Annotated in this window: 13 protein-coding genes; 7 read left to right on the forward strand and 6 right to left on the reverse strand. The window is 66.5% G+C overall.

The features are described from left to right. Window positions 1-99 precede the first annotated feature (99 nt). Window positions 100-807, forward strand: coding sequence for a sulfite exporter TauE/SafE family protein (locus tag F464_RS0117960; RefSeq protein ID WP_018991230.1), 708 nt, complete (start codon window positions 100-102; stop codon window positions 805-807). A gap of 6 nt (window positions 808-813) precedes the next feature. Here the strand turns inward: F464_RS0117960 and F464_RS0117965 are convergent, their stop codons facing one another. Then, on the reverse strand, window positions 814-1,269 hold the full coding sequence (locus F464_RS0117965) for a MerR family DNA-binding protein (RefSeq protein WP_018991231.1): 456 nt from the start codon (window positions 1,267-1,269) through the stop codon (window positions 814-816). 141 nt (window positions 1,270-1,410) lie between these two features. Between F464_RS0117965 and F464_RS0117970 the strand changes: the two genes are divergently transcribed. Both F464_RS0117970 and F464_RS0117975 read left to right on the forward strand, forming a co-directional pair. After that, window positions 1,411-3,792 (forward strand): heavy metal translocating P-type ATPase, encoded by a 2,382-nt coding sequence (locus F464_RS0117970; RefSeq protein WP_040395449.1) that lies wholly within the window; start codon window positions 1,411-1,413, stop codon window positions 3,790-3,792. A gap of 24 nt (window positions 3,793-3,816) precedes the next feature. After that, window positions 3,817-4,026: a heavy-metal-associated domain-containing protein gene (locus F464_RS0117975; protein WP_018991233.1), complete on the forward strand. Its 210-nt coding sequence runs from the start codon at window positions 3,817-3,819 to the stop codon at window positions 4,024-4,026. Window positions 4,027-4,042: 16 nt separating this feature from the next. Here F464_RS0117975 and F464_RS31895 read toward each other — a convergent pair whose 3' ends face one another. Further along, complete coding sequence (locus tag F464_RS31895) at window positions 4,043-4,870, reverse strand: energy transducer TonB (protein ID WP_084600532.1); 828 nt, start codon at window positions 4,868-4,870, stop codon at window positions 4,043-4,045. Between the two features lie 166 nt (window positions 4,871-5,036). On the opposite strand from F464_RS31895, the gene ppa reads away from it, so the two are divergent. Next, window positions 5,037-5,564: an inorganic diphosphatase gene (gene ppa, locus F464_RS0117985; protein WP_018991235.1), complete on the forward strand. Its 528-nt coding sequence runs from the start codon at window positions 5,037-5,039 to the stop codon at window positions 5,562-5,564. A 72-nt stretch (window positions 5,565-5,636) separates the two neighbouring features. On the opposite strand, the gene F464_RS0117990 is transcribed toward ppa, so the two are convergent. Beyond that, window positions 5,637-6,023, reverse strand: coding sequence for an MliC family protein (locus tag F464_RS0117990; protein WP_018991236.1), 387 nt, complete (start codon window positions 6,021-6,023; stop codon window positions 5,637-5,639). Between the two features lie 165 nt (window positions 6,024-6,188). On the opposite strand from F464_RS0117990, the gene F464_RS0117995 reads away from it, so the two are divergent. Both F464_RS0117995 and F464_RS0118000 read left to right on the forward strand, forming a co-directional pair. After that, window positions 6,189-7,814 carry an NAD+ synthase gene (locus F464_RS0117995; protein WP_018991237.1) on the forward strand — a complete coding sequence of 542 codons (1,626 nt, stop codon included), beginning with the start codon at window positions 6,189-6,191 and terminating at the stop codon, window positions 7,812-7,814. Window positions 7,815-7,865: 51 nt separating this feature from the next. Then, window positions 7,866-8,204 (forward strand): P-II family nitrogen regulator, encoded by a 339-nt coding sequence (locus F464_RS0118000; protein ID WP_018991238.1) that lies wholly within the window; start codon window positions 7,866-7,868, stop codon window positions 8,202-8,204. Between the two features lie 12 nt (window positions 8,205-8,216). Here F464_RS0118000 and F464_RS30485 read toward each other — a convergent pair whose 3' ends face one another. From F464_RS30485 to F464_RS31055, 3 genes are all read right to left on the reverse strand, one after another. Continuing rightward, window positions 8,217-9,200 (reverse strand): Smr/MutS family protein, encoded by a 984-nt coding sequence (locus tag F464_RS30485; protein ID WP_018991239.1) that lies wholly within the window; start codon window positions 9,198-9,200, stop codon window positions 8,217-8,219. Window positions 9,201-9,282: 82 nt separating this feature from the next. Continuing rightward, complete coding sequence (gene trxB, locus F464_RS0118010) at window positions 9,283-10,236, reverse strand: thioredoxin-disulfide reductase (RefSeq protein WP_026296117.1); 954 nt, start codon at window positions 10,234-10,236, stop codon at window positions 9,283-9,285. Window positions 10,237-10,298: 62 nt separating this feature from the next. After that, complete coding sequence (locus F464_RS31055; protein WP_018991241.1) at window positions 10,299-10,439, reverse strand: hypothetical protein; 141 nt, start codon at window positions 10,437-10,439, stop codon at window positions 10,299-10,301. 24 nt (window positions 10,440-10,463) lie between these two features. Here F464_RS31055 and F464_RS0118020 point away from each other — a divergent pair, with 24 nt between their 5' ends. Next, window positions 10,464-11,135, forward strand: coding sequence for a Crp/Fnr family transcriptional regulator (locus F464_RS0118020; RefSeq protein ID WP_018991242.1), 672 nt, complete (start codon window positions 10,464-10,466; stop codon window positions 11,133-11,135). Window positions 11,136-11,197: the final 62 nt, after the last annotated feature.

Below are 11,197 nucleotides of genomic sequence, written 5' to 3' on the forward strand. Positions count from 1 at the left end.
GGGCCGGGAGAAGGTGATACAGTGCGGGCGTCCTCGGGCGCCCGCTTTGTTTTTTTCGTGCCGCGGTCCCGTGCTTTTCCCGTCTTGCCTACTACCGCCATGCCCGAAACCGGTTACATCGCAGCCTTCCTGATCGGCCTTCTGGGAGGCACGCACTGCGTCAGCATGTGCGGCGGTATCGTCGGCGCACTCACCGTTAACATGCCGGGCCGCGCCGGGCGGCAGTGGCCGGTGCACCTCGCCTACAACCTCGGTCGCGTTGCGACCTACACGATGCTCGGCGGCGCGCTCGGTGCCCTCGGCACGGTCGGCATGCTGTTCTCGGGCGTCCTCCCGGTGCAGATGGGTCTGTACATACTGGCGAACCTGATGCTTGTCGCCCTGGGTTTGTACCTGACCGGCTTCACCCGCCTGCTCGCGCCCGTCGAGCGGGCGGGCCTGGTGTTGTGGAAGCGCGTGCAGCCCTTCACCGCGCGCTTCATCCCGGCCCGTTCGGTCGGGCAGGCGCTGCCGCTGGGGCTGTTGTGGGGATTCCTGCCCTGCGGCCTCGTCTACAGCGTGCTCACGACGGCGCTGGTGACCGGTTCGGCCGGGCGCGGGGCAGGGCTGATGCTGGCCTTCGGGCTGGGCACGCTGCCGAACCTGATGCTCGCTGGCATGGTGTTCAAGCGTTTCCGGGACATCACGCGCAATCGCCGTGTGCGATTCGTCGCCGGGATGCTCGTGCTGGGGTTCGGCGTGTTCGGGTTGTTTCATGCGCCCAGCCTCGGCGGCGCCCTCTGGCGCGGCGTCGTGTGCGAGGTCTGAGCGCAGTCAGGGCGCCTTTGTGGCGGACCGGGCGCGAGTCTTGCCCCGCGGCGCGGGCGGTGGCTCGGGGGCGTTCGCGAGGGCATGCAGAATCGGGCAGGGGGCGGGTGCCTCGGTGTGCTCGCAACAGGTCACGAGCCCTTGCAGCGCGCCGCGCATCTCCTCCAGCTGGCGGATGCGGGACTCGACGTCCGCTATCTTGGCCCGGGCGAACGCGCGTGCCCGTTCGCGGTCTGTCTCTTCGTCCAGCGCGAGCAGTTCGGAGACTTCGTCGAGGCTGAAGCCCAGTGTCTGGGCGCGGCGGATGAAGCGCAGGCGGGCGAATTCGTGGTTGCCGTAGACACGAAACGCGCCCTTTTGTGCACCGTTCGCCGGGATCAGGCCGCGGCGCTGGTAGTAGCGCACGGTCTCGACGCCGACTCCGGCGGATTTCGCCAGCGCACCGATCGTGAGGTCGTTCATGGAGTTGACTCCGTACTCGGGTACGGGGTCTAGACTGCCACCAGGCGTTCCGTTCCGCAATCGGCGGCCGGGATGCGTGGACCCCGGGACGAAACAGGTATGCCGAATGGAGTGGTGCGGATGAGTGCTCCCGAGACAACGATGAAAAGCCCGACGCTGGAGCTGCCGGTTTCTGGAATGACCTGTGCAGCATGTGCGGCGCGGATAGAGAAGGTGCTGAAGCGGCTGCCGGGCGTCGATGCTACGGTCAATCTCGCTGCGGAAAAGGCGCGCGTGAGTTTCTCGGACCCCGCCAGCGGCCCCGAACAGGTGATCGCAGCGATCCGCAAGGCGGGTTTCGATGTTCCGCGGGCCACGATGGACCTGGCGATCTCGGGCATGACCTGCGCGGCGTGCTCGACTCGGCTGGAGAAAGTCCTGAACCGGCTGCCGGGCGTGGATGCGACGGTGAATTTCGCGACCGAGCGCGCGACGCTGCGTTACCAGCCTGGCCTCGTCGTGCCGGAGGCCATTCGCGAGGCCGTGCGCCGTGCGGGTTTCACGGGTGTCGAGACGGGCGTGGCGGCACGCGAGCAGCAACGCCTGCAGCAGGCGCAGACGTGGAAGCGCGAGATGCAGCGCTTCTGGATCGCGGCCCTTCTCACCTTGCCCTTACTGGCGCAGATGCCGCTGATGTTCGGAGGGCAGTGGGCCGGCGCGCATGAACTCGTCCCCCGCTGGCTGCAGTTGTTGCTCGCTACGCCGGTACAGTTCTGGATCGGCGCGCGCTTCTACCGCGGCGCGTGGTCCTCCCTGCGCGGCGGTGGCGCCAATATGGATGTCCTGGTGGTGCTCGGCACGTCGATGGCGTGGATCTACAGCACGGTGGTGACGCTGCTCGGTCGCCACGACCTGCACGTGTATTTCGAGGCATCGGCGACGATCATCACGCTGATCCTGCTCGGGAAGTTGCTCGAGGCCCGAGCCAAGGCACGCACGACGGCGGCGCTGGATGCCCTGTTGCGCCTGCAGCCGAAACTCGCATTCGTCGAACGCGAGGGCGAGATTGTTTCCGTGCCCGTCGAGACGCTGCAGCCGGATGACCGGTTCGTCGTGCGTCCCGGCGACGCAATCCCGGTGGATGGCGAGGTCGAGTCGGGCGAGTCCGCGATCAACGAGGCGATGCTGACTGGTGAGAGCATGCCGATCGACAAGCGCCCGGGCGACAGGGTCTTTGCTGCGACCCTGAATGGTCAGGGGGTCTTGCGCTGCCGGGCGACCGGGGTGGGGGCGCACACGCTGCTCGCGGGAATCATCCGTATGGTCGAGCAGGCCCAGGGCTCGAAGGCGCCGGTGCAGCGGCTTGCGGACCGTATCGCGGCCGTGTTCGTGCCGGTCGTCGTGGCGATCGCCGCGCTGACCTTCGTCGGATGGTGGTGGCTGGCGGGGGATTTCACGCAGGCATTGATCAGCTCGGTCGCGGTGCTGGTGATCGCCTGCCCCTGTGCGCTCGGGCTGGCCACGCCGACTGCGATCATGGTTGGAACGGGGCAGGGCGCGCGGGAGGGCATGCTGGTGAAGAATGCCGAGGCCCTCGAGCTGGCGGAGAAGATCAAGGTGCTCGCGGTCGACAAAACCGGAACCTTGACCGAGGGCTCGCCCGAGGTCAGCGAGGTGATGCCCGCGGGCGGCTGGAGTCGCGAGGAGCTGCTCGTGGTCGCGGGCGCCCTGGAGGCCACCAGCGCACACCCGATCGCTGCGGCGATCGTCCGCGCGGCGCGCGAGTCGGGAGTGGTGCTGCCTGCTGCTGTGGACATCATGGCCGTGGCGGGCAAGGGGATCGCGGGCCGCGTCGACGGGCGTGACGTGGTGGTCGGCACGCCCGGTTTTCTCGGCGAACGGCAGGTCGCGGCGGATGCAGGCGCATGCGAGCGGATTGCGGCGGGAGGCAAGACCCTCGTGGCGATCGCCGTCGACGGTGTGTTTGCCGGCGTCATCGGCGTGGCAGACCGCGTCCGCGCCGATTCTGCCGCCGCGGTGGCGCGCCTCAAGGCACGCGGCCTGCGAGTGGTCATGCTGACCGGCGATCACCCGGCGACGGCCGCTGCGATTGCGGCCCAGACGGGTATCGAGGACTGGCGCGCGGGCGTGATGCCGGGGGACAAGGCCGCGGCAGTGAAGGCGCTCGCCGGCCATGGGCGAGTCGGGATGGCCGGTGACGGCATCAACGACGCGCCGGCACTCGCTGCCGCCGACGTGTCGTTTGCGATCGGCGTCGGGGCCGACGTCGCGGTCGACGCGGCCGACATCACCCTCGTGAGGAATAGCCTGCACGGGGTTGCCGACGCGATCGAGCTGTCGCGGGCGACGCTGTCCAAGATCCGGCAGAATCTGTTCTTCGCCTTTATCTACAACGTGTTGGGCATTCCGCTCGCGGCATTGGGACTTCTCAATCCTGTGATTGCGGCGGCAGCGATGGCGATGAGTTCGGTTTCGGCGGTCACCAATTCGCTGCTGCTGCGGCGCTGGTCACCGGACCGGTGAGCCGATTACTCGGGAGAAACTGAAATGGCGGAAGTGACGATCAAGGTCGAGGACATGAGCTGCGGCGGGTGCGTGCGCAACGTTACGACAGTCCTCAAGGCGCTTCCGGGCGTGAGCGATGCCCAGGTGTCGCTCGAAGCGGCTCAGGCCGTGGTCCGGTACGATCCGGCGAAGGTGTCGGTCGAGGCGATGCGCGCGGCGGTGGAGGATGCCGGATTCGGCTGTCCTGCCTGACGAGCGCCTGCAGGGGTCAGTCGTCCAGACGGAAAACGATGGGCACCAGCAGCGAACTGTCGATGGGTGTTTCGCCCTGGCGTGCCGGCACGAACCGCCATGACTGCACGGTTGCGAGCGCAGCGTCGTCCAGTCGCGGGTGTCCGCTGCCGTGGGCGATTTCGACGGCTTCCGCACGTCCGTCGGCGCGAACGCGCACACGCAATGTGACCTTCCCTTCCTCGCCGCGGCGGCGCGACAGCTTGGGGTACTGCGGCGCCGGGTTGTCGAGATAGGCGGCGTCGTACCTCGGTGCGTGGAACGACGTCCCTGCCCCCGCAGCGGTCGCGGTATGTGCCTGCGCAACCCCTGCAACGTTAGCGGGTGCCGATGTATCGGGTGTCTCGGGGCCGTTCGGGTGTCCGACCGGCTGCCGCGGTTCTTCATGGGTCTGCGGCGAGTGCGTTTCGGGCCTTGCCTGTCCGACCGAGGGGGAGGGCGCTTCTGCGGAGGGCGGGGGGCTGGCAAGGGCATCCGGTCGGCGTCCGCGGGTGTGTGCGGGCGGCGGAGCAAGCTTTCCCCGGGCGGGAACGGTTGCATGCGTGGTCGGTGCGGCGTGCGGATCCGGTGATGCGATGCCCGTGTCGGGCCGGGGGCGGAAATCGGGTGCAAGCAGGCGGACGCTGATAGGCGCAGCTTCCGCCGGTTGCAGTTCTTGCTGCGGCTCGCCGCCCAGGCCCGAGAGCGCGGCAAATCCGGCGGCATGGGCGCCGGCGACTGCAGCCAGCCATCCCCAATGGATCGCCCGCAGCCCATGTTTCGGGCGGCACGATGGTGGCGAGGCCAAGGGAGGCGTTGCGTGCATCCGAAGCGGGGGCGTTCATGCAATCAGGGCGCGCGATTATAGCGTGCCGGGCGGGACGCCCGGGGCTGCCAGCCGTACGGTCTGGTCGCCGAATGTTTCAAGCTGCCGACGACGGGGGGCATTTCCACATATAATTCGCCCCACAAAATTTTCACGGGAGGGAAGTATGGGTTTCGATCAGGTGAAAGCCGGCAAGGACGTGCCGAACGATATCAACGTCATCATCGAGATTCCGGCTCAGGCCGATCCGATCAAGTTCGAGGTGGACAAGGACAGCGGCGCCGTGTTCGTCGACCGTTTCATGGGCACCTCGATGCGTTATCCGATCAACTACGGCTATGTTCCGCACACCATCGCGGGTGACGGCGACCCGGTCGATGTGCTGGTCGTGACGCCCTTCCCGCTGCTGCCCGGCGTGGTGATCCGCTGCCGTCCCGTCGGCGTGCTGAAGATGGAAGACGAGTCGGGCCAGGACGCGAAAGTCGTCGCGGTTCCGGTTTCCAAGCTGACCCCGCTGTACGACAAGGTCCAGACCACCGACGATCTGCCCGAGCTGCTGATGAAGCAGACTGTGCACTTCTTCGAGCACTACAAGGATCTCGAGCCGGGCAAGTGGGTCAAGGTGCTGGGCTGGGGCTCGGTCGACGACGCCAAGAAGGAAATCCTCGACGGCCTCAAGAACGCCGGCAACTAAGCCCGACAGCGTTCGCCGGACGACGATGGCCCGCCAGAGAGCGGGCCATCGTCATTTTCGGGGGAGGAAATCCTACCCCAGCTTGCAATCGCTGGCGAGCGGCTTGTTGGTGTCGCGATCGAGGAGAATGCTCTTCCACGGCAGGTCGATCCACACCAGTCCGCTGCGATCGTCCTCGAAGCGCGGGAGACCCGAGTGCGACGGATTGCGCGCGAGCTGATAGCGTTTGCCGCTCCATCCGATCTGGATCTGGTTCGCATTGCCGCCAGTGCGTTGAACGTCGACGCGCTGCCCCATGTCGCAGCGATAGGTGCCGCTTGCGAGCTTGAATTCGAGCTGCTGGTTGTTGTCGACGGCTGCCGGCGTCTCGAGTACGCCCGCTGCAGGGGGCGGGGGCTGCATGGTCGAACAGGCGGTGAGCGCGAGAAGCGACGCGAGGAGCGCGAAGCGGATGAGCATCGAATGATCCGAAGGAGAACTTGATGATTGCATTTTAGTTCCCCTCTGTCGGGCACCGTCCGGGTTGCTCGCAGTCAAGCGTAACAGAAGGTTTCTCTGGTCAGGGGTCGATTCGCGCGGGTGTCCTGCTGCCGGGATGCTGGCCGACGCGGTATAGTTGCGCCCATGAAACAGCATGCTCAATCGCTCTCCATCGCCGTTGCCCAGCTGAATTGCACGGTGGGCGACCTGAAGGCGAACGCCGACCGGATCATCCGCGCCCTTGATCAAGCCCGCACGCTCGGTGCCGACCTCGTCCTGACCCCTGAACTCGCCTTGTCGGGCTATCCGCCCGAAGACCTGCTGCTGCGCCCCGATTTTTACCGCGCGTGCGCGCGCGAGGTGGCGCGCATCGCCGAGCACACGCAGGGCATCACGCTTGTGCTCGGCCATCCGGAAGCGTGGCAGGCCAAGCGCTACAACGCCGCATCGGTGATCCGCGACGGCCGGGTCCTGACCACCTATCACAAGCATCGCCTGCCGAACTACGAAGTGTTCGACGAGGAACGCTATTTCGACCACGGACGGGCCGCCTGCGTGTTCGAATTGAAGGGCGTGAAGCTCGGTGTGAATATCTGCGCGGACCTGTGGGAATCCGGTCCGGCCGAACTTGCGCGCGCCGAAGGGGCGCAGGTGCTGCTCGGCCTCAATGCGTCGCCCTACCACATGAACAAGTTGCAGCGCCGCTACGAGGTGCTGCGCGAGCGTGTCGGCGGTACCGGCCTGCCGGTGGTCTATTGCAACATGGTCGGCGGGCAGGACGAGCTCGTGTTCGACGGCGCCTCGTTTGCACTCAACTCTGACGGGACGCTCGCATGGCAGGCGTCCGCGTTCGACGAACGCCTCGACATCGTCCGGCTGCATGACGGGCGCTGGGCCGATGGCGAGGAGGTCGAAGCACGTCCGATCGAAGCCGAAGTGTACGAAGCGCTCAAGGTCGGCGTGCGTGACTATCTGGGCAAGAACGGATTCCCGGGCGCCCTGATCGGACTTTCCGGCGGCATCGACTCCGCGCTGACGCTGTGCATTGCGGTCGATGCGCTCGGCGCCGACAAGGTGCGGGCAGTGATGATGCAATCGCCCTACACCGCGCAAATGAGCCTCGACGACTCGCGCGAGCTCGTGGCGAACCTCGGCGTGCGCTACGACGAGATTCCGATCGAGCCGGCGATGAACACCTTCGCGGGCATGCTCGCGGACCAGTTCCGCGGCCTGCCGGCCGACACGACCGAGGAGAACCTTCAGAGCCGCATCCGCGGCATGATCCTCATGGCGCTGTCGAACAAGACCGGCGCGATCGTGCTCACGACCGGCAACAAGAGCGAGATGGCGACCGGCTACGCCACGCTTTACGGCGACATGGCGGGCGGCTTCGCGGTGCTCAAGGATCTCTACAAGACCTTCGTGTTCCGGCTTGCGCGCTGGCGCAACACGGTCGGTCCGGTGATTCCGGAGAACATCATCACGCGCCCGCCCTCGGCGGAGCTCAAGCCGGACCAGAAGGATCAGGATTCTCTCCCGCCGTACGAGGTCCTCGATGCGATCATCGAGGCCTACATGGAGCGCGACGAATCGCCGCGGGAGATCGTCGCGGCGGGCTACCCGGAGGCGGAGGTGCGTCGCACAGTGGCGATGCTCAAGCGCAATGAATACAAGCGCCGCCAGGCCCCGGTCGGAATCCGCGTCACCAAGAGAGGATTCGGCAGAGACTGGCGTTATCCGATAACATCGCGCTATCAGGACGAAAATTGACCGTGCCGCGGGCGGTGGGCCGCGTGGCGCCATCCCGCCGAGGAGATCGAAATGAAGAAGATTGAAGCCATCATCAAGCCGTTCAAGCTCGACGAAGTCCGCGAGGCGCTTTCGGAGGTCGGCATCGCCGGCCTGACGGTGTCCGAGGTGAAGGGTTTCGGCCGGCAGAAGGGGCATACCGAGCTATACCGCGGTGCCGAGTATGTCGTGGACTTCCTGCCGAAGATCAAGGTCGAGATCGTCATCGGCGACGACCTGGTGGATCAGGCGGTTGATGCCATCATCAAGGCCGCTCACACGGGCAAGATCGGCGACGGCAAGATCTTCGTGATGCCGGTCGAGCAGGTCGTGCGCATCCGCACCGGCGAGACGAACGAAGCCGCGATCTGAGCGGCGCCGGTATCAGGGGCGGGTCGCGTTACTCGCCCTGAGCAGCACCAGCAGCGCCCCCGAACCGCCGTCGTGCGGGCCCGCCTGGCAGAAGGCCAGGATCTCCTCGCGTTGCGCGAGCCAGCCGCGCGACAGGTGTTTCAGTATGGACTGCTTGCCCGGCGAGCCGTGACCCTTGCCATGGATCACGCGCACGCAGCGCCGGCCCTGCTGCAGGCTCGCGGCAAGAAAATGCGCGAGTTCCTCACGTGCCTCGTCGCGATTGCAGCCGTGCAGGTCCAGTTGGGCCTGCAGCACCCAGCGGCCGCGGCGCAGGTCGGTGAGCACGCGGCGCGGTAGCCCCGGCCGCAGGAAAGCCGCTTCTTCGCCGGTTTCCAGCCTGTCTTCCAGCGTCATCGGCGCTTCCATCGATTCGCGCAATGCTTCGCGCTCATCCTCGACGTGCTTCAACGGGTGGGGCTCGGCCCGGGGGGCTTCGATCTCGGCGCGATTGCGCGTGTCGACCGGTTTGGCGCCACGTGCCGCGTAGTGGAAGAGATCGGTCGGGTCGGCGCTGTCCGCATCGGCGGGCAGCAGCAGGAAATCAGGCTCCCGCGCGTCGGACGGTGCGGAGCCGTGCGTGTCGTGATGACGCGCGCGGCGGCGATCCACGCCGACTTCGGCGCGGTTGCCGTGATCGATGGGGATGACGTCATCCATCGCGAAGCGGAAGAGTTCGCTGTCGTTGCGAGGCGGCCGCCGCCGCTGAGGGGCGGCAGGCGATGCGTCTTCGGCTTCCGGTGCTTGCGGGCGGCGAACGGGAGGCGGTTTGGGGGTTTCGAGCTCGGCCCTGCGCGCCGACGGCGGCAGCGGCTTCACGTCCTGCAGCGCGGCGCGGAAGAGGCCGGTGTCGGCGTCGTCCGCATCGGCGGCCGGAGTCTGGCCCGTATCGCTGCCGGTGGCGGGGCGCTCGATCCGGCGGCCGAACACCCGCTCTTCGCGCAGCTTGCCCCGCAACGGGGCCAGCCCGTCGAACGGGCTGTTCGAAGGCCCGCTCCGGTCAGCGGACGAGGCTGGGCGGGGCGGGCGTGGCACGGGATCAGCTGCCGAGCGCGTCGAGGTAGCGTTCCGCGTCGAGGGCGGCCATGCAGCCGGTGCCGGCCGAGGTCACCGCCTGGCGGTAGATGTGGTCCTGCACGTCGCCGGCGGCGAATACGCCGCGCACGCTCGTCGAGGTCGCGTCGCCCTCGCGGCCGCCCTTGGTGACGATGTAGCCACCTTCCATCTCGAGCTGGCCCTCGAAGATGTCGGTGTTCGGCTTGTGGCCGATCGCGATGAACACCCCCTGCAGCGCGACGTCCTTGGTCTCGCCGGTGTTCATGTCCTTCACGCGCATGCCCGTCACGCCGGTGTTGTCGCCGAGCACTTCGTCGAGCGTGGCGTTGAGCGCCAGCTCGATCTTGCCGGCCGCGACCTTCTCCATCATCTTGTCGATGAGGATCTTCTCGGCGCGGAACTTCTCGCGGCGATGCACGACGGTGACTTTTTTCGCAATGTTCGCCAGATACAGCGCTTCCTCGACTGCGGTGTTGCCGCCACCGATGACTGCCACGTCCTGGTTCTTGTAAAAGAAGCCGTCGCAGGTGGCACAGGCGGAAACGCCGCGGCCGGCGAACTTCTCCTCGGACGGCAGGCCGAGGTACCTGGCCGTTGCGCCGGTCGCGATGATCAGTGCGTCGCAGGTGTATTCGCCGGCGTCACCGACAAGCCGGAAGGGCTTTTCGGCGAGCTTCACGGTGTGGATGTGATCGAAGATCATCTCGGTGTTGAAGCGCTCCGCATGTTTCTGGAAGCGCGCCATCAGATCCGGACCCATGACGCCGTCCGCATCGGCCGGCCAGTTGTCGACCTCGGTGGTGGTCATCAATTGACCGCCCTGAGCGAGTCCGGTGACGAGGACCGGATTCAGGTTCGCGCGTGCAGCATAGACGGCAGCGGTGTAACCGGCGGGGCCGGAACCGAGGATGAGCAGACGTGCGTGCTTGGTCGTCATGGCGATGTCTTCTTTCTGGTTGGCAATCCCATAATTATAGCCGAGGGGCATGGCCGTTCGATTCAATGACGGTCATAGCTTCGACTAATCGCCTGCCCGGTTTCGATCGGCGGGGCGACCTTGCCATGGATTCGGGCAGCATCAATCAGCTTATAATGGGCCACATTTGTCGCGCCGTCGGCGATGTTCGCGCCGATACTCATCGCACCGCCGTTTCCGGAGGATCCATGACACAGGCTACTGCAGTTTCCACGGCCGCCCTGAGGACGTTTCCGCTGTTTCACGGGCTGTCCGACGAGACCTTGCTGGCGGTGGCGCACTCGGCCGTGATGCGCCGCATTCCCCGCGGCCAGGGCGTGCTGCATGCGGGTGATCGCAGCGACTTCGTGTATTTCGTGCTCACCGGCAGCCTCAAGGTGATCGTCAGCGACGAGGATGGGCGCGAGGTGATCCTCAGCATCCTGGGGCAGGGCGAGCTCTTCGGGGAAATGGGGATGTTCGGCGAGCAGCCGCGATCGGCGTCGGTCGTCGCGGTGACGCCGGCCGACCTGGTGCTGATCGCCAAGCACGACTTCCGGCGCATCATGCAGGATAACTTCGAGGTGGCCTGGCGCATCATGTGCAACCTCGCCGATCGCCTGCGCAATGCCGACCGCAAGATCGAGTCGCTCGCGTTGATGGACGTGTACGGGCGGGTCGCGCGACTGCTGCTGGAGATGTCGGAAGACGTCGATGGCGAGGCGATCGTCGTGCGCAAGATCACCAAGCAGGACATCGCGAAGATGATCGGCGCCTCCCGCGAGATGGTGAGCCGCGTGATGAAGGACCTCGGATCGCAGGGGCTCATCGAGGAAACCGATCACGGCATCGTCCTGCGCGACCGCCTGAATGACGTCTGAGGCCGGGGTGCAGCGTTCGCTGTATCGCTTCGCAACAGCGTCATCGGTCGGGATGGCTGATC

The organism is Aromatoleum toluclasticum ATCC 700605, assembly GCF_000378245.1.
Classification (GTDB): Bacteria; Pseudomonadota; Gammaproteobacteria; order Burkholderiales; family Rhodocyclaceae; genus Aromatoleum; species Aromatoleum toluclasticum.